This is a genomic window from Facilibium subflavum (genome assembly GCF_003574485.1).
In the GTDB taxonomy this organism is placed as follows: Bacteria; Pseudomonadota; Gammaproteobacteria; order Francisellales; family Francisellaceae; genus Facilibium; species Facilibium subflavum.
This window is the reverse complement of the sequence record NZ_QLIT01000074.1, coordinates 1-21,593: the sequence shown is the minus strand read 5'-3', so window position 1 is coordinate 21,593 and position 21,593 is coordinate 1. Positions and strand designations below refer to the sequence as shown.

Annotated in this window: 19 protein-coding genes; 16 read left to right on the top strand and 3 right to left on the bottom strand. The window is 38.1% G+C overall.

The features are described from left to right. Positions 1-22 precede the first annotated feature (22 nt). Genes DNK84_RS05405 through DNK84_RS05395 form a run of 3 tightly spaced genes read left to right on the top strand, consistent with a single transcriptional unit; the run spans position 23 to position 3,135 of the window. On the top strand, positions 23-958 hold the full coding sequence (locus DNK84_RS05405) for an ATP-grasp domain-containing protein (protein WP_119343534.1): 936 nt from the start codon (positions 23-25) through the stop codon (positions 956-958). Then, positions 951-2,045, top strand: a complete 1,095-nt coding sequence (locus tag DNK84_RS05400) for a hypothetical protein (protein WP_119343533.1) — start codon at positions 951-953, stop codon at positions 2,043-2,045. Before DNK84_RS05405 ends, DNK84_RS05400 begins: the two co-directional genes overlap by 8 nt. A gap of 1 nt (position 2,046) precedes the next feature. Next, positions 2,047-3,135 (top strand): hypothetical protein, encoded by a 1,089-nt coding sequence (locus DNK84_RS05395; RefSeq protein WP_119343532.1) that lies wholly within the window; start codon positions 2,047-2,049, stop codon positions 3,133-3,135. Between the two features lie 26 nt (positions 3,136-3,161). Here the strand turns inward: DNK84_RS05395 and typA are convergent, their stop codons facing one another. Together typA and DNK84_RS05385 are read right to left on the bottom strand one after the other, a co-directional pair. Continuing rightward, entirely contained in the window at positions 3,162-4,982 is a 1,821-nt protein-coding gene (gene typA, locus DNK84_RS05390) for a translational GTPase TypA (protein ID WP_119343531.1), read from the bottom strand. Positions 4,983-5,073: 91 nt separating this feature from the next. Further along, entirely contained in the window at positions 5,074-6,366 is a 1,293-nt protein-coding gene (locus DNK84_RS05385) for an HlyC/CorC family transporter (protein ID WP_235826830.1), read from the bottom strand. 142 nt (positions 6,367-6,508) lie between these two features. Here DNK84_RS05385 and guaA point away from each other — a divergent pair, with 142 nt between their 5' ends. Continuing rightward, a complete protein-coding gene (guaA, locus tag DNK84_RS05380) occupies positions 6,509-8,059 on the top strand; it encodes a glutamine-hydrolyzing GMP synthase (protein WP_119343529.1) in 1,551 nt (516 codons plus the stop codon). Between the two features lie 77 nt (positions 8,060-8,136). Continuing rightward, the gene (gene dxs, locus DNK84_RS05375) at positions 8,137-10,020 is read left to right on the top strand and encodes a 1-deoxy-D-xylulose-5-phosphate synthase (RefSeq protein WP_119343537.1); all 1,884 of its coding nucleotides are present in this window, start codon (positions 8,137-8,139) and stop codon (positions 10,018-10,020) included. A gap of 61 nt (positions 10,021-10,081) precedes the next feature. Here dxs and DNK84_RS05370 read toward each other — a convergent pair whose 3' ends face one another. Beyond that, on the bottom strand, positions 10,082-10,348 hold the full coding sequence (locus DNK84_RS05370; protein WP_119343528.1) for an oxidative damage protection protein: 267 nt from the start codon (positions 10,346-10,348) through the stop codon (positions 10,082-10,084). 153 nt (positions 10,349-10,501) lie between these two features. On the opposite strand from DNK84_RS05370, the gene DNK84_RS05365 reads away from it, so the two are divergent. From DNK84_RS05365 to DNK84_RS05315, 11 genes are all read left to right on the top strand, one after another. Next, on the top strand, positions 10,502-10,849 hold the full coding sequence (locus DNK84_RS05365) for a type II toxin-antitoxin system RelE/ParE family toxin (protein WP_119343527.1): 348 nt from the start codon (positions 10,502-10,504) through the stop codon (positions 10,847-10,849). Next, on the top strand, positions 10,821-11,132 hold the full coding sequence (locus tag DNK84_RS05360) for a hypothetical protein (protein WP_119343526.1): 312 nt from the start codon (positions 10,821-10,823) through the stop codon (positions 11,130-11,132). The genes DNK84_RS05365 and DNK84_RS05360 overlap by 29 nt, the downstream gene beginning before the upstream one ends. Positions 11,133-11,335: 203 nt before the next feature. Continuing rightward, positions 11,336-13,768: a bifunctional aspartate kinase/homoserine dehydrogenase I gene (thrA, locus tag DNK84_RS05355; RefSeq protein ID WP_119343525.1), complete on the top strand. Its 2,433-nt coding sequence runs from the start codon at positions 11,336-11,338 to the stop codon at positions 13,766-13,768. A gap of 22 nt (positions 13,769-13,790) precedes the next feature. Continuing rightward, the gene (locus DNK84_RS05350; protein WP_235826829.1) at positions 13,791-14,813 is read left to right on the top strand and encodes a homoserine kinase; all 1,023 of its coding nucleotides are present in this window, start codon (positions 13,791-13,793) and stop codon (positions 14,811-14,813) included. Continuing rightward, positions 14,800-16,101, top strand: a complete 1,302-nt coding sequence (gene thrC / locus DNK84_RS05345) for a threonine synthase (RefSeq protein WP_119343524.1) — start codon at positions 14,800-14,802, stop codon at positions 16,099-16,101. The genes DNK84_RS05350 and thrC overlap by 14 nt, the downstream gene beginning before the upstream one ends. A gap of 127 nt (positions 16,102-16,228) precedes the next feature. Beyond that, positions 16,229-17,479 carry an SLC13 family permease gene (locus DNK84_RS05340; RefSeq protein WP_162902249.1) on the top strand — a complete coding sequence of 417 codons (1,251 nt, stop codon included), beginning with the start codon at positions 16,229-16,231 and terminating at the stop codon, positions 17,477-17,479. A gap of 56 nt (positions 17,480-17,535) precedes the next feature. Then, positions 17,536-17,826 (top strand): type II toxin-antitoxin system mRNA interferase toxin, RelE/StbE family, encoded by a 291-nt coding sequence (locus DNK84_RS05335; RefSeq protein ID WP_119343535.1) that lies wholly within the window; start codon positions 17,536-17,538, stop codon positions 17,824-17,826. Continuing rightward, a complete protein-coding gene (locus DNK84_RS05330; RefSeq protein ID WP_119343522.1) occupies positions 17,816-18,124 on the top strand; it encodes a helix-turn-helix transcriptional regulator in 309 nt (102 codons plus the stop codon). Before DNK84_RS05335 ends, DNK84_RS05330 begins: the two co-directional genes overlap by 11 nt. Positions 18,125-18,260: 136 nt before the next feature. Then, positions 18,261-20,042, top strand: coding sequence for an arginine--tRNA ligase (gene argS, locus DNK84_RS05325; RefSeq protein ID WP_119343521.1), 1,782 nt, complete (start codon positions 18,261-18,263; stop codon positions 20,040-20,042). A gap of 194 nt (positions 20,043-20,236) precedes the next feature. Next, complete coding sequence (locus DNK84_RS05320) at positions 20,237-20,947, top strand: hypothetical protein (RefSeq protein ID WP_119343520.1); 711 nt, start codon at positions 20,237-20,239, stop codon at positions 20,945-20,947. 120 nt (positions 20,948-21,067) lie between these two features. Continuing rightward, positions 21,068-21,593, top strand: a 526-nt coding sequence (locus DNK84_RS05315) for an IS5 family transposase (RefSeq protein ID WP_119343519.1), incomplete at its 3' end; no start/stop codon positions are given.

Genomic DNA, 21,593 nt, shown 5'->3' with positions numbered 1-21,593 from the left:
GGAATATTAGACCACAACAGTTATTAGAAGCAAGAAGAAACAAAATGAGATATTTAAAAATAAATATCTCTTTAGACAACATATCAATTTTCTTCAACGCAAAGAAGGTGAATTTCTCGAGATTGATTGCCCTGATATATGTGAAAAACGTTTAGAAAAACTTGTTTACCCATGTATTTTGAAACCATTATCAGGTACAGCGAGTATGGATATACATAAAATTAACTCGAAAGAAGAGCTGCTAGGAATTTTACCAAAACTAAGCGGTAAGTTTATTCTGGAGCGCTATATTAAGGGAGATGAATACAGTGTCGATGTTGCAACAGTTGCATCACAACATAAAACTCTTTTACTGGCTAAGAAAAGTTGTTTCGAGAATAGCTATGTTGAAAAATCACATTTAATTGATAATTCAATTCAGGAGGGAACCTTAAAACTTCTTGAGTATGAAGTGGATCGTTTCCTAAATTCTATTGGTTATGAGTCTGGCATGGCCCATATTGAGCTAAAACTATTTGATGAGGAAGTGGAGTTTATTGAATGTCAACTTAGAATGGGGGGGGATCATTTATTTGATGTATATGAGCTAATTACGGGTTGTGATCTTAGTGAAGTTGCGTATCAGATTGAAGAAGGTGAAATCAGCTCCATAAGCGATATTAAATCCGCATTGAGACCAAATTTAACAGCTTTAATAGACTACAAGCACTTCTATTCAGAAAGCATGCAGTTTGTTAAATGGAATTCAGCTTCTTTACTGCAGAAAACGCCACATATTTTTACGTCTGAATTACCAAGTTCCCCTGAAACATTCAATAAAAAGTTGAAGTCATCTTTTGATAGAAATTATTGTGTAGTATATGTTGCAAGCGATTTAAGCCGCATCCTCCTTTCTAAGGGGATTATTGATAAAAATGTTTACCCCTTATTCAAATTGAGCGCTAGTAAGCATGAATAAAATTAGACTGGTATTATTGACACTTTTCCCTTGCATCACAACAACATTAATTTATTTTTCTGCTTTTCTTAATGGAGGCCATAATCTAGGTGCTGCTTTTCTTGTTGCATTCTTCTGTGGCCAGCTTAGTGCTTTAGTTTGGAGGAATATGTCAACTACCCGTCATAGTTTTATAGTATTAAATATATTACTCCTCGTGTTTTTTATATTCTCAAACTCTCCAATAATAATGTTACTTATGGGCTTTTGTCTTAGAATATTAGAACCATTAAAAACTATATTAATAGTTGATATATCCAAGCGCCTTAAAACTTTATCCAGTAAAACTTATGCGACCTTATTTATCATTGTGAATATGGTAACAGTTTTAAGCATTTGGTTTGTTGACTGGTCATTAAAAACGCTTTCTCTCGAAAAAACCAGGGGATATGTATTATTAGTGTGGGTTTCATATCTTACCTTAACTGTATTATTTTTCCATAAAAGATTGACTGAGGAAAAAGAGAAGAGAACTTTTTTTATTAGAAAGGCTTCTATAATGAAATGCATCGAAAAAGCGGATATTCAGCATGTGATACAGTTTGCGATAGCAGTTTACTTAATCAATGCATCAAATGTTTATATGGGAGTTATGAATAGTAGTGTTTTTAAAAGGTTACCATTGGGCGGTTTATTACTTGATAGCTCTTTTATTTTAGGGTGTATAATTGCGTATTTGTATTTGCAAATTTGGTCAGTTATACGTACATATTTTTATTTTGGTGTTATAATCTCTACGGTTTTAGCGCTTGCCTGCCAAGGACATGTTTATGTGGCTATGTGTAGCATGCTTTTATCTGGCTATGCAGCGAGCATAGGTGTGAGCTCATCATTATTTAAAATATCTCAACTCGATAACTTGGATAAACGCAGGTATATCATAGTTGCCGTGGGAGTGTTGCAGATATTACCAACCGCATTATCTGCATTTTTTCAACAAGTTCTAGGGATAAGCTATGTGTTCTCTATGCAAGCCTTATTACTAGTGGCATCTTTGATAGCTTTGTCTGTAGCTCTATGGGCAAAAAAGCTAGAAGTAAAGGCATAAAATGAAAGCAAAATTAATTCACCAAGCATTTAATTATGATGAAATAGTCCGAAGTTTCAGGATGAAAATGAGGTCTTATGGTTACATGGAAGTTAATCCAGAGGAGTTATTGCCTTCATCTGACACAAGTGTGTTGTTTACTAATTCTGCTATGACACGATTTAAAAAGCTGGAAGATGATTTTCACTGTTCATTTACGTTTCAACCATCTTTGAGGTTGCAAAATTTAAAGCTTATAGAAAAAGTTAAGCCAATCTTATATCTGAGTTATTTTGTGCAGTTTGGAACAATAACAAGAGATTTGCAAAGGAATGTTATTCAGGAGTTACTAAGTGTTGCTATGCTTCTAAAAACAGCCCAAGAGGTTACATTCTTTTTGGACTGCAGTAGTCAAGATGTCTGTTTTACAAATATGCTTGAAAAAGAGAATAGAGATGAATTACAACCGTTATTTGATCGTAAATCAAAGGCTGCATATGATTGGAAGTTTGGTGAGGAAGGTCTAAGCGGAAGAGGATGTACTTTGAATGTAAAACTTGAAAATGGTTGCTTCTATGATATTGGGACTGTGATTGCTATCTATAAATACGATCAATTAATAGGTTATGAATATGGAATAGGCCTTGAAACAGCTCAGTCGCGACTACAGGGGTTTGTTTCTCCTTTAGACTATATCTTGAAGTATAATAAGGTGGCAAATGATAGATGGTTGTCTAGCTGTGTGTATGACTTGCTGTCTGTATTACTCTGTCTATATAATGAAGGGCTCCCAACATATAATAAAGGTAAAGGGAGAGGATCGAAATTTAGTCGATCTAAAAATATGCTCTTTGAGCTTCTATTTTTAAATGGCTTAAGAGTAAGTGATTTTAGACCTTTATTTGCAAATGGCATAGAAACTCAAGCGTTTTTTAACCTTATGCAATATTATGAAAATAAGCTAGCCGAAAAAGAAGAAAAACTTAGGAATTATATTGAATATGTCGAGAGGCATGGAAAAAGCAGACAAAAAGTGTATGAATATGGATCGAAGAAGCTATATCTAGATATGCAAATAATAGAGTATATAATAGGGCCAGTGCTTAGCTAGCTATAGCGTGGTGATCCGCTCAAAGCTTAGCTTTTTGGCGGTCTTGATGCGCGTTTACGTTCGTTTTCTGTAAGCAGTTTCTTACGTAGACGAATCGATTTTGGCGTGATCTCAACCAATTCATCATCCACAATAAATTCAAGCGCATATTCAAGCGTTACTTTAATTGGAGGCGTTAAAATAATGCTTTCATCTTTGCCAGATGCTCTAACATTAGTCAGCTGTTTCCCTTTGCAAGGGTTAACCGTTAAGTCATTATCTCGCGAATGAATACCAATAATCATGCCTTCATAAACCTCAGTGCCATGATCGATAAAAAGTTTTCCACGTTCTTGCAGATTAAAAAGTGCAAACGCTAATGCTTTTCCTGGGCAATTAGATATCAGTGTTCCATTTTGTCGTGTTTCAAGCATGCTTTTTTTCATCGGCCCATAGTGGTCAAAGACTTTATTAAGCACACCAGTGCCGGAAGTAATCGTCAAAAATTCAGTATAAAAGCCAATTAATCCACGCGATGGAATAATAAATTCAAGCTTAACACGCCCTTTACCGTCAGGCTCCATATTTTTAAGCTCACCCTGTCGTAGCCCCATTTTTTCCATCACAGTCCCTTGATATTGCTCATCAACATCAATAATGGCATGTTCATAGGGCTCACACATTTGTCCATCAATTTCTTTGAAAATAACATGAGGACGTGAAACTGCGATCTCAAAACCTTCTCGGCGCATGTTTTCCAATAAAATTGCCAGATGTAGTTCGCCACGACCTGATACTTTAAATTTATCAGGATCATCGAGTTGCTCAACACGTAAGGCAACATTATGTAATAATTCTTGATCAAGCCTGTCTTTGATTTGACGTGAGGTAACAAATTTGCCTTCACGGCCTGCAAAAGGAGAAGTGTTTACCTGGAAAGTCATTGAAATTGTTGGCTCATCGACTGATAATGCGGGTAAAGCCTCAACTTTTTCTGGCGAGCAGATTGTATCAGAGATGTTTAACTGCTCAATGCCAGTAATGCAAATAATGTCTCCTGCAGAAGCTTCGGGGACTTCAATACGCTCAAGTCCCATATGGCCAAGAATCTGTAGAATTCTGCCTTGTTTCTTATTGCCTTTTTTGTCAACAATAACAACAGGTGAATTTGTTTTAATGCTGCCGCGCTTGATACGGCCAATACCAATGGTGCCAACAAAGCTTGAGTAATCCAGCGAGGAAATCTGCATCTGAAAAGGGCCGCTTTGATCAACTTCTGGTGGGTTTACATGTTCAACGATTGCTTTAAAAAGTGCATCCATATTACCAGGGTTTTCATTTTCATCTAGTGTCGCATAACCATTTAGTGCCGAAGTGTAGACAACAGGGAAATCAAGTTGTTCGTCTGTTGCGCCCAAACGATCAAAAAGATCAAATACCTGATCCATTACCCAATCAGCTCGTGCGCCAGGGCGGTCAATTTTATTAATAACAACAATTGGTTTTAATCCTTGTGCAAAAGCCTTTTCAGTCACAAATCGTGTTTGTGGCATTGGGCCGTCTACGGCATCAACCAAGAGTAAAACCGAATCAACCATCGACATCACCCGTTCAACTTCGCCACCAAAATCAGCATGCCCGGGAGTATCGACGATATTAATGTGATAGTCCTGCCACTTGATGGCAGTATTTTTCGATAAAATAGTAATCCCACGTTCTTTTTCCAGATCGTTAGAGTCCATTACACGCTCTAGTTGTTCATTGCGTGTTTGAAGTGTTCCAGATTGTTGTAAAAGCTTATCAACAAGGGTGGTTTTGCCATGATCTACGTGAGCAATAATGGCAATATTGCGTAATTTTTCTATCATTCAATACAGTCTTTAATTTTATAAGATTAAGTTTGAATAGAGATTGTACAATGCGTTACGAAATACGCAATCTTTTTTTAAACCTTTGCGATTAATTTTGTCGAATCTTCACTAATTGAATGCGATTATTTTCAACCTTCATCACTTCAATAGTGTAGTGAGAGACTTTAAGGCAGCACTTGCCCACAGGAATCTCCTGTAGTTGATCAATGATAAAACCAGAGATTGTTTTAGCGCCTTCAGTGGGTAATTGTAAATGCAAGTGACGGTTAATTTCTCGAATTGTTGTCTCGCCTGTTGTTGTGTGGGAGTTATCTGCTTGTGTGGTGATGTGTGTATCTACTTGATAAGTATCTGAAAACTCGCCCACAATTTCCTCGATAATATCCTCTACCGTAACAATGCCTTCGATTTCACCATATTCATTAACAACGGTAGCAAAGCGCATGCCTTTTTGCTGGAAGTTAATCAATTGATTTTTAATGGAGATGTTTTTAGGGATATAGTAAGGTGCATGAAGCAGACCCAAAATATCCTCATAGGTAGGCTTTCGATCCTCGGTAATAAACCGCAAAGCGCGCTTTGTTGAAATAATGCCTGCGATATTTTCAATGTTATCATAGCAGGCAAGTAAAATAGAGTGTTCAGCATGGATAATCTGATAAATGATTTCTGAAATATCAGCGCTTAGATTAATAAACTCAATTTTATGATGTGGTATCATGACATCTTCAACCTTGATCATCTCAAGCTCTAAAACGCCTAATAACATGTTTTTATTACGTGGGCCTAGCTTTCCTTTTGAGTCATGAACAACAGAGTGAATCTCTTCTTGAGTTAACGCTTCGGTAACTTCGCTTTGTTTAATTTTAATACCAAATAAGCGAAAAAGTATATTGGCAATGGAGTTTAATGTCCATACAACCGGGTAGAAAACGAATAACATCGGCGCAAGAATTGAGGAAGCAGGAAAAGCAAACTGTTGCGGAAAGAGTGCCGCAAGTGTTTTCGGGATAATTTCAGCAAATAAAAGGATAACAAAAGTTAATAAGATGGTGGCAAGGATGATACCGATATGGCCTAAATGCTGTTCGGCGTAGCTTGTTAATATTGCTGAGGCGATAATATTAGCAAAAGTATTTCCTACAAGAATCATACCCAATAATCGATCAGGGCGCCGAATCAGTTTCAGGCTTCTTCTGGCGGCTTTGTGTTTTCGTTTGGCAAGGTGGCGTAACTTATAGCGATTTAATGCCATCATCGCTGTTTCTGAACCTGAGAAAAAAGCCGAGCATAAAATTAATATTACTAAGGCTGTTATGGTAATACCTAAACCGGTCATAGAACTGTAGCAATTAGTGTTAAAAATGGTTTGTCTCATCATATAACACGGTTTCGTTATTTACCAGTGCGATAGAAGTTTATTTCTATAGAAATGGATGAAAAATTCATGACAAAAAAATCGCGCTCAACTATAAGGCATGCTATAATGCCGTGAAATTTAACCTTTGAATCACTTTATAATCATGCAAGATATCCACCAACATAAGATTCTAATCTTAGATTTTGGCTCTCAGTACACACAGCTTATAGCACGGCGGATACGTGAAATTGGTGTGTTCTGTGAAATCATGCCCTATGATGTTGATAAAGAGCATATACTGGCATTTAATGCAAAAGGTATTATCTTCTCAGGGGGGCCTGAGTCAGTGCACATATCTGTAGATGTGCGCGTGCCAGAATTTATTTTTTCTTTAAATGTCCCTGTTTTAGGTATTTGTTATGGAATGCAAAGCATGGTATATCAACTTGGCGGGCAGGTGGCTGCATCAGATAAACGCGAGTTTGGTTATGCAAAAATCAGTGTGGCGCAAGAAAGTGTTTTGTTTGATAATCTTCCGCAGGTTCAAGATGTGTGGATGAGCCATGGCGATAAGGTTGTTGAGCTAGGTGATAACTTTGTAACGATTGCTGCATCTGATAATGCACCAATTGCTGCTGTTGCACATCGCGAAAAACCTTTTTTTGGTGTACAGTTTCACCCTGAGGTCACACATTCTCAATACGGTAAAGAGTTACTAGAGAATTTTATTTTTAACGTATGTCATTGCCAGGCTTTATGGAATCCTGCCAATATTATTGATGATCTTGTGGAACGTACACGTGCACAGATAGGCACAGACCAGGTCATCCTTGGTTTATCCGGTGGGGTTGACTCATCTGTGGTAGCCGCTTTATTACACAAGGCAGTTGGTGATCAATTAACCTGTGTGTTTGTTGATACGGGACTTTTGCGTTTGCATGAAGGTGATCAGGTGATGAATGTTTTTGCTGAACATAAACACATTAATGTGATCCGAGTCAATGCTGAGGCACGTTTTTTAAAAGCGTTACAAGGTGTGAAAGACCCTGAGGAAAAACGTAAAATTATTGGCAATCTTTTTGTTGATATTTTTGATGAAGAAGCAGGTAAACTTGTCAATGCAAAGTGGTTAGCGCAAGGCACAATTTATCCAGATGTAATTGAATCTGCAGGCTCAAGTACGGGCAAAGCACATGTGATTAAGTCGCACCACAATGTTGGTGGGCTTCCTGAGGATATGATGCTTGGGCTTGTTGAACCATTACGAGAGCTTTTTAAAGATGAAGTTCGCCGTATTGGTGTTGAGCTTGGCTTACCTTATCGTATGGTTTATCGCCATCCTTTCCCAGGCCCTGGGTTAGGTGTAAGAATCTTAGGTGAAGTAAAAAAAGAATATGCTGATTTATTGCGTAAAGCAGATGCAATATTTATGGAAGAATTAGAAGCAACCGGGTGGTATGATAAAGTCAGTCAAGCATTTGCCGTCTTTTTACCTGTGAAATCTGTTGGTGTAATGGGCGATCAACGTAAATATGATTATGTGGTTGCATTACGTGCCGTTGAAACCATTGATTTTATGACAGCGCGCTGGGCACATTTACCCTATGAGCTGATTGAACACTTATCTAACCGTATTGTTAATGAAGTCTCTGGGATTTCACGTGTGGTCTATGATGTTACTGGTAAACCACCAGGTACAATAGAGTGGGAGTAATTGTTTGTTTTATCTTGAGAATTATTGCGTAGTAAAGGATACTATTACGCAAAAGCGATATGTGATGTGTGGTTAATATGCCAAAGACAAACCGCCAGGATTATACCTTATTGGCCAATATCAACTCACCTTGTGATTTAAGAAAGCTTCCTGTTGATAAGCTTTCATATCTGGCAGAGGAGATTCGTACTTTTCTGGTTGAAACACTTGATGTTTCAGGTGGCCATTTTGCCAGTAGTTTAGGTGCTTTAGAGCTAACACTGGCTTTACATTACGTTTATGATACGCCTAAAGATCATCTTGTATGGGATGTAGGACACCAGACTTATGTACATAAAATATTAACAGGCAGAGCAGATTCGCTTGTTACAATAAAGAAAACAGGTGGCTTGTCAGGATTTCCAAAGCGAAGTGAAAGCCCGTATGATGCTTTTGGCGTTGGACATTCAAGTACTTCGATCAGTGCGGCTTTAGGAATGAATCAGGCGGATAAACTAAGTGGCAGTTCTGCCAAAACGGTTGCTGTTATTGGTGATGGTGCCTTAACAGGTGGTATGGCATTTGAAGCATTGAATCATGCCGGTGGTATGCACTCAGATGTGCTGGTTGTTTTAAATGACAATGAAATGTCAATTTCAGAAAATGTCGGCGCGTTAACAAGCCACTTAACGAAATTGTTATCTGGCTCTATGTATAACAGTTTTCGTGAGACGGGCAAAAAGATTTTAAAGAAAGTCCCAGGTGCTTTTGAAATTGCGAAACGACTTGAAACACAAGCTAAGGGAATGTTTGTTCCTGCAAACTTGTTTGAAGCCTTGGATTTTTATTATGTGGGGCCCATTAATGGCCACGATATTACAGGCTTGATTGAGGCATTAAAAACATTAAAAGACCATGATGGTCCTAAGATTTTGCATATACTGACCAAAAAGGGAAAAGGTTACCAAAAAGCAGAAGATGATCCCATTAAGTTTCATCATGTAAGCCCTAAGTTTAACTCTGAGCACACGATTAAGAAAACAGCTAATCCCACCTATTCAAATATCTTTGGTCGCTGGATTTGTGATATGGCCGCAAAAGATAAGAAGCTTGTCGGGATAACACCTGCAATGCGCGAGGGATCTGATCTCATTGCGTTTTCCAAACGATTTGCTGATCGCTATTATGATGTTGCTATTGCTGAGCAGCATGCGGTGACTTTTGCTGCAGGGCTTGCCTGTGAGGGGTATAAACCGGTTGTGGCCATTTATTCGACTTTTTTACAGCGCGCTTACGATCAGGTGATACATGATGTCAGTATTCAAAATTTAGATGTACTTTATGCCGTTGATCGTGCGGGACTTGTCGGGGCTGATGGTGCAACACACGCTGGAAGCTTTGATTTAAGCTTTATGCGCTGTATCCCCAATACGGTGATCATGACACCAAGTGATGAAAATGAGTGTTATCATATGCTGAGTTTTGGTTATCAACATAAGGGTCCAGCACTTGTGCGTTATCCGCGTGGCAGTGGCACTGGTGCTGAGATTACCGAGCATTTATCGATTGAAATGGGTAAAGCCAATATGGTAAGAAAAGGGAAAAAATATGCCATTTTAAATTTTGGGACATTGCTACCAATCGCGTTACAGGCCGCAGAGAAATTAAATGCTACAGTGGTTGATATGCGTTTTGTTAAGCCATTGGATAAGGTATTATTAACTAAAATTGTCCAGGAATATGCATTTATTATAACACTTGAGGAAAATGCGATTGCCGGTGGTGCGGGTTCTGGTGTCAATGAGTATTTACTCAATCAGGATTTATTAACCCAGGTAAAAGTCCGAAATATCGGTTTGCCCAATTATTATCAAGAGCATGGTGATAAGGAATTACTGCTAAGTGAAGTTGGTATCTCGGTACAAGGTATTATTGATACCGCGTTAAAAATGTCAGAAAAACCTGTTAAGGAGAAAATCTAATGGAATATAATGTCAAAGCTCACTAAAAAATATGTGGCAGGGCTGAATTAATACCGACAGTTTATTCAGGTCTTACAAAAGCGTCAGGTTTTTCAGAACCTTCACCAAACAAGAATTTTTCCATTTCTTGCAATAAGAAGTTTTTAGCCTCTGGCTCTAATAAATTTAATCGGTATTCATTGATTAAGATGGTCTGATGATCAAGCCATTGCGACCAGGCTTCTTGTGATATTTCATGCAATATACGCTGACCTAGTGCGCCTGGCATTGGTGCATAGCTCATTGGCGTGGCTTGTTTTTGCAACTTTTTACAAAAGATTGTGCTCATATTTTTTCCATGGGTTATTTCTAGAAGGTTGATTATAACAAAACCAGTTAAGGGAGGCTATAGCCAGTTCGGTGATGATATTTTTTTAACATCTTGATAAATTCAATATATTGAAGTAAAATTAGACTGTGGAGTGAATAAGGCTGCATTGTTATGTGGGAAATAAAACAAACCAAAGAATTTGAGTCATGGTATGACGAGTTGACCGAGGAAAAAGCAATTGCAATAACCAAAAAAATATTAGTGATTGAAAAAATTGGAAATCTGGCAACACTAAAACAAGGTAGCAAATCACTTAAAAAAGGCTTATTTGAGCTACGTGACAAAGAATATGGTTTACGAGCATATTACTGTTTTCATGGGGCACAAATAGTTTTACTGCTAAATGGCGGTGATAAAAATACAAAAAAGCAACAAGAAAAGGATATCAAGAAGGCAAGAGAGCTTTTAGAGAACATTAAGCGAGGTTATTATGAACAAGCAGAAGTTAAACAATTTTAGGAACTTGGCGATCAGAAAACTCGGGCAAGAAACGTTTGATCGGATTGATCGAGAGTCGCAGTTAATTGCTGATAATATTTTGAACTTACAGCAACAGTTTTCCCTAGCCATGAAAGCATATATGGATCAAACGGGAAAAGGTTTTAATGAAGTGCAAGAGGAGCTTCATATTTCCTCAAATAAATTAAATTCTATTTTAAAAGGAACCGGAAATTTTACAATAAGGTCAATTAGTGAAATTTTGGGCATGATTGGCAAGAAAGTTAGCTTTAATATTCATTAATAACCCTTTTATTTTGGAGTCTACCCATTTAATTGAAATGCACAGCTTTCTTAACAGGCTGAAGTGAGCACTGTGCCTACATCTGATTTTAATCCAATATAATTTTCCTGTATTTTGTGCAAATTACGCTATCCATATGGCAAAAGCTTTGGTAAAACAGTAGTTCCGGTGCAATAAACTTCAGTGACAAGAGATAAATTATTATGGCATATACTGTGCATAAATTCGGTGGCAGTAGCCTTGCTGATGCAAAGAAAATTAGGAATATTATTTCAATTATTCAAGGCAGAAATGAAGCAATTATTGTTTCAGCAAGCGGGAAGACAACGCGTATGCTTAACCAGGCAATTGAGCTGGCAAAAACAGGGCAAGATTATCAAAAAGTGTTATTGCAGGTTACCATGCACCACACGGGGTTGCTTGATGCATTAGATATTGATGATCAAGCACTATACGATCAAATAACCACGGATATTGAACACATCTCACAAATGTTGTTAACCATACAGTTAAGCCAGATTTGTGCCGATAGTCTATCTCATTTTATCTTGGGTTTTGGTGAGATATTTTCAGCCAGAATTCTCACTGCTTTTTTACAGACACAAAAGATTAAAGCCAGTTTTATTGATGCATCAAAACTTTTATTCGTTGATGATAGTGTTATGCCGGCAAGCGTTGACTGGGATAAAAGTCAAAAATCACTATCACAATATATTAAGCAATCCGGTGAGATTTATGTGATTACTGGTTTTATTGCGCAAAACACTGAAGGACATCGCACAATTTTAGGTATGAACTGTAGTGATTACTCTGCAGCAATTTTTGCAAGGCTTTTAAATGCAGAAAAGCTTATTATCTGGACAGATGTCGCTGGTGTATATAGCGCCAACCCACAGGTAGTGCCACAGGCAAGACAGCTTAGGTGCTTATCTTACAAGGAGGCGTTAGAACTTGCTTATTTTGGTGCTTCTGTCGTGCATCCATTGACGATTAATCCAATGATGAAAGCGAGTATTCCTATTTATATCAAAAGCAGCTTTAATCCTAAAGATCAAGGTACCATCATTACAGACCAGGCAATAAGTCAGACAGGCTCTCCGTATCTGATTAAGGGGTTAACAAGTATTCAAGGTGTTTCTTTGATGCGTGTTCAAGGCGTTGGTATGATAGGTGTGTCAGGTATCGCTGCAAAAGTTTTTAGTGTACTTGAAAAGGCAAATATTTCAGTGATGATGATTTCACAGTCAAGTTCAGAATATTCGATTTGTTTTGCGGTAGATGCCCAAAACGCTAAAAAAGCAGTCAAAGTCTTAGAGAAAAGCTTTAAAAGTGAAATTGAACAAGGGCTTATCGAGCATATTTATTGTGAAAGTAATTATTCAATGATTACCGCAGTTGGTGATGGCATGCGCTTTCAGCCTGGAACCTTATCAAAAGTGATTAAACCACTGGCCGATGCTAAGATTAATGTGCATGCGATTACACAAGGCTCTTCTGAGCGAAGCATTACCGTAACAGTGAAAGATGAAGATGAACATGTAGCCTTAAATTTAATTCATGCACAAGCCAAAAAAGCACCAGTGAATGAAGTGGCCGTTGCTTTGATTGGTGTGGGTAATGTTGCCAAATCACTGATTTTACAGATGCAAAAACAACATGAAGTATTGCTAAAGCAAAACATCGAGCTGCGTATTATTGGCGTGATAAATTCAAAGCATATGGTTTTGGGTAGTAATTTATTACAAGAAAACTGGCTGGATAAATTAAAAAATAGCAAGCAAAAAGCATCCGTTACGGAATTAAAAACGCATTTATTGGCACAACCTGTTGCGAAAAAAATCCTAATTGATGCAACAGCAAATGCTAAAATTGCGCGCAGTTATTTACCCTTTTTGGAAAGTGGAATAGATGTGGTGACGCCTAATAAATATGCCAATACAGAAGATTTATCTTACTATTATGCGCTTAGAAAAACGAGCATCGATCACCAGTCAAAGTTTAAGTATGAAACAAATGTTTGTGCAGGGTTACCTGTGATTCAAACTTTGCAGAATATGCAGTTAACTGGGGATAAGATTCATAAAATTCAAGGCGTTTTCTCAGGGACATTAAGTTATATTTTTAATCAGATGAATCAAGGTAAAAGCTTTATAGATAGCCTGTTTGATGCATATGAAAAAGGCTTTACTGAGCCAGACCCAAGACAAGATCTCTCAGGGATGGATGTTGCAAGGAAAGTGATTTGTCTGGCGCGTGAGATTGGTCTTGAAGTCAACCTTGATGATATCTTGATAGAAAGCCTGGTGCCTGAAGCTTTGCATCAAGAAAGTGTTGAGACATTTTTAATCAGGGTAAAAGAGTATGATCGCAAGATCACCAGTAAGCTTCAAAAGATTAAACAACAAGCGCCAGCATTACATTTTATTGGTGAAATCACGGCAAGTGGTACGGTAGCGGTTGGGATTAAACCATTGGATGGAAAAAGTCCTTTTGCGCATTTAACCGGCACGGATAATATGATATTAATCTATTCAGACTATTATCAAAAAAATCCGCTTTTGATATCTGGTGCTGGCGCTGGCAGTATTGTGACAGCGTCGGGCGTTTTTGCCGATGTGTTGTCGTTAATCAAATAAAAAATGGATAGTAATGATTTTTATGATGGAAAAAATACAACAAAAACAACCAATCACACAACAATTAAAAATAAATAACACAGTTCACGCTGTTCGTGCTTTTGCGCCGGCAACCAGTGCAAATTTTGCCGTAGGATTTGATTTAATTGGTTTTGCCATTGAAGGTGTGGGCGATCGTGTGAAGCTTACAAAACGCACAGATGATCAGCTTGTGATTAGTAAGATTTATGGGGTTAAAGGCGCTGAAAAATTGCCTTTGAATGTTGATGATAATGTGTGTTCTGCGGTGATACAACGCTTCTTACAAGATCATGGCTTAACGATTGGGTTTGATATTGAGATTGAAAAAGGAATAGGGCTTGGTTCAGGAATAGGTGGCTCAGCAGCTTCAGCTGTCGGGGCAATCCTGGCGTTGAATGAGTTCTTGCAGACCCCTTTGTCAAAAACACAACTAATCGATTATGCTATCTTTGGTGAGAGCTTAATCTCAGGTGGTGTTTATCATGGCGATAATGCCGTACCGTGTATGTTCGGTGGGCTTATTTTACTGCAAAGCTCAAAACCATGTTCGTTTATTAAACTGCCAACGCTTGGCCTTTATGCAGCATTGAGTTGTCCAGATATTGAGATTGAAACAAAAGCCGCACGTGTTTTGCTGCATCAACCTTTTGATATCCAGGAAGTCGTTGCACAAAATGCAAAACTTGCAGCAACGATTAGTGCACTTTATACCAATGATTTATCGCTTTTAAAGGGAAATTTGATGGATGTGCTTGTCGAGCCTATGCGTAAGGTTTTAATCCCTGGTTTTGATGCTGTTAAAAAAAGTGCAATATCCGCTGGCGCAATTGGTTGTGGAATATCAGGCTCAGGGCCTGCCGTTTTTGCTGTCACAGAAAGCCAAATACTTGCACAAAAGGCAAAACAAAACATGCATCAGGCCTTTGTTGATCAAAACTGTGTTTGTCAAAGTTATGTAACAAGCTTAAATGCAGATGGTGCTTATGTTGAAGAAGTTTTAGGAGAAAATGATGAAGTTTGTTAGTACAAGGAATAAAACCATAAGTGTGAGTCTATCACAGGCAATGCAGCAAGGGTTAGCTTTGGATGGTGGATTGTTTGTCCCGGCATGTTTTCCTAAAATAGATTATTCAAGTCTGCCTGAGTCAATAAGCTATTCTCAATTTGCCGAAAACATGCTTGCGCCTTTTTTTAAAGAGGATTCATTATCTCGGCATTTATCATCTATATGTCAACGTAGTTTTAATTTTCCTTTATCACGTGTTGAACTTGATGCCAATAATGAAATTCTTGAGCTTTTCCACGGCCCAACCTTATCGTTTAAAGACTTTGGCGCACAATTTCTTGCCAATTGCTTAAGCCATGTCAAAACCGATAAGACCTTTACAATCCTGGTGGCAACCTCCGGTGATACTGGTTCAGCTGTAGCCTCAGCATTTTATCAAAAACCAAATATCCGTGTGGTTGTTTTGTTTCCAAAAGACAAAATTTCGATGCGTCAGCAACACCAGATTACCTGTTGGGGTGACAATGTCTTAGCGCTTGCGGTTAAAGGGCGTTTTGATGATTGTCAAAAACTTGTTAAAGCGGCTTTTAGTGATCCATGGTGGCAGTCAAAGACACATCTAAATACATCCAACAGTATTAATATTGGCCGATTACTGCCACAGACGACCTATTATGCCTATACCGCCTGGCAGTATTTTTTAAAGCATAAGCAAAAGGCAAATTTTATTGTGCCTTCGGGCAATATTGGCAATGTGACGGCATGCTTTTGGGCTAAAGAAATGGGTTTTCCTATTGGGCGCATTGTAGTAAGCCAAAATGAAAATAATGTGATTGGTCAATATTTACAGAGTAAAAAACTTCCCAATAAGCCCAGCATTGAAACGCTGGCCAATGCGATGGATGTTGGTAAGCCGAGTAACTTTGAGCGCTTGTATGATTTATTTGATCATGATTTTGAAGAATTTAAGCAACATGTGCATGGCCTTAAGGCAAGTGATCAAGCGATTAAACAAACTGTGTTATCCGTATACCAGCAATATGGGCAGATTATTTGTCCGCATACGGCTACGGCCTTTTATGCAAGATCACTCTTGGATTCAAATACCCCGTTTATCATGGTGGCAACAGCGCATCCGGCAAAGTTTGAAAACATTGTTGAGCCGATTCTACAGCAAAAAATTCAGGTGCCTGAACACCTTAAGGCGCTTTTAGATAAAAAACAGCATTATACACAGATTGCGCCAGAGATGGACCAGCTATGTAAAGCCTATCAAGAGGCCTTTTTGCCAAAATCGTATATATGATATAAATATTAGCTAGCCTAAATTAGGCTGTTCTGGCTATACTTATCTCTTTTTATATGCCTGTTTGTCAGAAAGAAAAAAGGCAAGGCATTTATAAATAACAATATAGATTTAGGAAGATATGTTTATGCTAAGCTGGGTTGTGCATTATTTACCTGTGTTTTTACTTCTTTTAGTCGTGTTATCATCATTTATACGCCATATTGGCCGATTAAGACTATCTTTATGGTGTACGATGACAATTGCAGCAGTTATTGCCTTGACAGTTGGCAGTATCAGTTTTAAAGAAGCCTTTTATGCGATTGATTTTAATGTTATCGGTTATTTATTTGGTGTGTTTGTTTTAGGCAGTGCACTTGATAAGAGCAAGCTATTAAAGAAGTTTGCTTTTTATGTTATTCAGTCAACAACTTCGCAAAAAGTGCTTTTATGGCGGTTGATTTTTGTCTTTGGCTTTTTATCAGCACTCTTATTAAATGATACGATGGCAGTTGTCGGTGCGGCTGTTGCGTTGATTTTTATTCGTTATTATCATGTTGCAGGTAAAGCTTTTATTTATGCAACTGCCTTTTCAGTCACAATTGGCAGCGTGATGAGCCCGGTTGGTAATCCACAGAATTTGTTGATTGCGAACTACTTCGATCGTCATGTTTTTTTGTACTTTTTTGCACACTTGGTTATTCCAACCCTTATTAGCCTGGCCATTTGTTATTGGGTGTTATCCTATGTGTTCAAAAGAGATCTGGCCGTGCCTATTACAGGCTCAATTACGCGAATTAAAATACATAAAAAGCGTATTAAGGCTGTGTTATGGGGCCTTGCGCTGTTTATTATATTAATTCTGCTTAAGATTATTATAAACGCGTGGTCAAAGGATGTCGTTATTCCTTTTGCTTGTGTTTCATTATTGCCAGCACTGGTGATTTTATGGTTAACACCAAATAAAAAAAAGGTATTAAAAAGCATTGACTGGCGTATATTAGTATTTTTTGTGAGTATGTTTATTTTAATCGCTGCTGTGTGGAAAACGGGGGTTTTCCAGATGCTATTAGATGGAAAACAATCATGGTTTAGCCAGCCAGTATTTATTATTATCATGGCCTTGGCATTAAGCCAGGTAGTTTCCAATGCGCCGATGGTTGTTCTGCTTTTACCTTTTATTGGCCAAGTTGACACCGTCCATCAGGGGTTATTGTCATTAGCCGTTGGCAGCACCTTTGCTGGCAATTTAACGTTGTTTGGCGCAGCCAGCAATATTATTGTTTTTCAAGCTGCCATGAAACGTGGTATTGACTGTTTTTCAGCAAGGTCGTTTTTTATTATTGGTGTGATGATCAGTATACCAAGCTTGCTGGTTTATTATTTATTTTTGACTTGACATGTAAACTAATTATGTTTACTCTTTTGTATAAGACATTTTTGTAGATGATGCTTATGGAGATTAAGAGCGTCAAGCTGAGTAAGCAAGCCAGGAAAGACTTAAAGAAAATACCTGCGCATATTGCTTATAAGTTGACACTCTGGGCTAAAACAGTAGAAGAAATAGGTGTTTTAGAAACAAGAAAGCTAAAGGGTTACCATGATGAACCTTTGCAAGGTTTGCGTAAGGGGCAAAGATCAATTCGCTTGAATAAAGCGTATAGAGCGATCTACACCGAATATGATCATGGTAAAATTGAATTGAATTATATCAAAGTTGAGCAGGTGAATAAGCATGAATACTAATGCAAGCAAACAAATAGAAGCTGTAACAGGTAATAAGCTTACACTAGGTAAAGCGATTTGGTCAATAAGGATGTGTGAGGAAGTCAGCCAAGCTGAGTATGCAGATCGATTGGGGGTATCTAAGCAATACCTGTCAGCGCTTGAAAATGACCGTAAAACTGTGAGTGTAAAGCAAGCCCAAAAATTTGCTCAAATACTTGGACAATCTGACAAAGTATTTATTGAATTAGCTTTACAGGACTTGCTGGATAGAAATCATATTCATTATTCTGTTGATCTTCATGATAGTGCGGCATAATATCATACCAGTTATTTCAATACTCCCGGGCAAAACGCAACTTGACAACATCATGCAAAAGGCAAAGCAAGGAGTACTATAAAATGGTTGATGAGTGGTATATAATTAAGCCCGGTTATGAAACTAAGGCAATAAAATGACAAAAACAATCCTACAACAAAACAATACCAGCACGCATACGTTAGAAAGCTATCTATCGGCTGTTTTTACTGAAGCATTCACAGAATTAGGTTTTGATACCAGTTATGCAAAGGTTCAACTCTCAGCAAGGCCTGAGCTTAGCCAGTTTCAATGTAATGGTGCGATGCCACTGGCAAAGATTCAAAAGCGCGCACCACTTCAAATTGCTCAAGATATTGTAGAGCAAGTCAAAGGCAATCTTATTTTTACAGAAATCAGTGCAATAGCGCCTGGGTTTATCAATATCACCCTAAGTGATACTTTTCTTGCCAGGTGGACAACAGAAATTCTAAATGATCAAAGGCTTGGCTGTCCAAAAGTGCATACACCAACAAAAGTGATGATGGACTTTGGTGGCCCAAATGTCGCAAAGCCCTTGCATATTGGTCACATTCGCTCACCATTAATTGGTGATTGCTTGCAACGGGTTTATCGTTTTTGTGGTGATGAAGTGTTAAGTGATGTGCACCTGGGTGATTGGGGAACACAGATGGGGATGTTGATTGAAGAGATCAAAAAGATGTACCCGGATTTGCCCTATTTTGACGAAAGTTTTACAGGCAGCTATCCAAAAGAATCGCCTGTAACCGTGGATGAGTTGTCAGAGATTTATCCAAGGGCCTCAGCACGTTGCAAAGCTGATGAAAGTGAGCTTGAAAAGGCAAGGCTTGCCACCGCGAAACTGCAACAAGGCCATCGCGGTTATTTAGCGCTGTGGCAACATTTTATCGATGTATCGATTAAAGCATTAAAACAGGATTACGCTGATTTAGGGGTTTATTTTGATCTTTGGAAGGGCGAAAGTGATGTGCAGCATTTGATTGAGCCGATGGTAAAAGATGCTTTGGAAAAACATTATGCTGAAAAAAGCCAAGGGGCAATCATCGTGCCTGTTGCCAAAGGTGAATCAGATAAAACCCCACCATTAATATTAGTGAAATCTGATGGTGCGGTGATGTATGGCACAACAGATTTAGCCACGATTTTAGAGCGAGTTCGTGATTATAAGGCACAAAAGATTATCTATGTTGTTGATAAACGACAAAGCCTTCATTTCAAACAGGTTTTTGCCGCGGCGAAAAAAATGGGTATTGCCCCGAATGTTGAAATGGTTCATATCGGGTTTGGGACATTAAATGGCAAAGATGGCAAACCATTTAAAACCCGTGCCGGTGGAGTGATGCGCTTGAGTACTTTAATCGATGAGGCAAGATCAAGAGCAAGTTTGCGTGAGCTTCATGATATTCCAGAAAATGCGCGTCAGGACACCATCGATAAAATTGCTTTTGCTACGGTTAAATTTGCGGATTTATCCAATGTTTATACGTCTGATTATATCTTTGATTTGGATAAGTTCTCACAATATGAAGGCAAAACTGGCCCCTATTTATTGTATTCTGCGGTGAGAATTAAATCTATTTTACGTAAGCTTGGACAGGTGGAAGCAACAAGTAAAATATTACCAGCAAGTAATGATTCAGAGCGTAAATTACAGCTGGTATTAACGCAATTGCCTAATGCTGTTGCAAAAACCTATGATAAGTGTGAACCGCACCATTTATGTGAATATGCCTATCAAGTTGCCGCAACCTTTAACAAGTTTTATGCCGAATCCCCCATTGCAGGTGAGCAGAATATCACGCTTCAAAATGGGCGTATTGCCTTGTCTCAGCTGACATTAAAACAGCTTGAATTCGTGCTTGGCCTGTTAGGAATTGAAATTCCTGAGCGAATGTAAGGTTGATTGTATTATTTAAAACAATCATTATTTTTCAACACCCTGTCTGATTTTTTCCTGTTTTATTGTAAGTATTTTGCTTAAGTGGTTTGATAAGTTATACCGCTTATTAATCATTTTTCAAGTGGTATAGGCCTTATCACGTATATTAATGTGGTATTAAAACGGGTATTCAAATAAAGGAGATGTGAACGATGACAATGGTTACAGATTTACAAAGCGTAAAAGCGATTGTTAATCAATTTAAGGAATGGCTTTCCCAGATGCCTGGTGGAAATGCTAATAATGCGTCACTAGATGGAGCAAATACGCAGTTAGATAGTGTGATAGGGAGAATTCAAAACCATGATAATAATATTCAGCAAAAAGATCATCAAATACAGAATCTGGAACTACGAAATCAATTATTAACCTTACAGAGCCAGTATTGGGATGGTAAAAAAGTGCATCTGTCAACAAGCTTTACAAGATGGGAACAAGTAAAAAGGGCTTTAAATATTGATCCAAGTCAGCTCATTGATCCAGATAAATTACAAAAAGCAAAAATAGTTTTTATATTAATTGACTTAGCTAAGCGTGAGACTAAATGTAGTGATAATTCGCTATCACATCGCATGGCTCAAGAAATGCGTATTGAGCTTCAAGGGAAAGGACCAAAAGTCGCTCTAGATGAGGCTATAAGAAACTTTTGTAGTGATGATAATAAGTTGGCGGTTAGGAATCAACTAAAAGTGCTAGCTAAAGATCCTAAAAAAATGAATGATCAGCAAATAGAAGCTTTAGCAGAGCTTGTGCAAAATCCAGTACGGGAACTTGGGAATCCACATGGTGGAGGATTTGCATCAGAACTGTTTGGCAATACTCCCAGTCCTCCCAGTCCTCAACAACCCAACCCATTTGACTAGGTTCTGTGAACCAAAAAAACTACAAGATGTGAAATTAAGTTGATTTAATTAAAAAATGATTTGCAAGGTTGCAATCCTTGGTTTGAAATATATTTGAGAAAAACAACAAAGGATTGCAAAATGCATTATCACATAAATGGAAATGCTTGGGAAAAGATTTATGAATTTTTAATGACGGTAAAGAGGATACACTGCAAAAATACGGAATCTTTGCGTTTATTCGTGGAAGGGGTTTACTATGTGTTACGAACGGGTTGTCAATGGCGTATGCTTCCTGAATACTACGGTCATTGGCGGGCAGTTCATAAACGTTTTATGCACTGGGCGGAACTTGGGATTTGGGATGAAATGATGAAACACATGAGCGATGCAGATATACAAGATGTAATGATTGATTCGACGATTGTCAGAGCGCATGCATGTGCTGCGGGCTATGAAAAAGATGGGAATTCAGCTCAGGCGTTAGGTAAGAGTAAAGGTGGTTTTACAACGAAAATTCACACATTAGTTGATGCGCTAGGTTTGCCAATCAAGTTCATCCTTACACCTGGACAGGTACCTGATAGTACCCAGTCAAACGCGTTGTTAAGTTATGTGCGTGATGCAATTGTGCTTGGTGTTATCGCTTATGACGCCAAGGATTTGT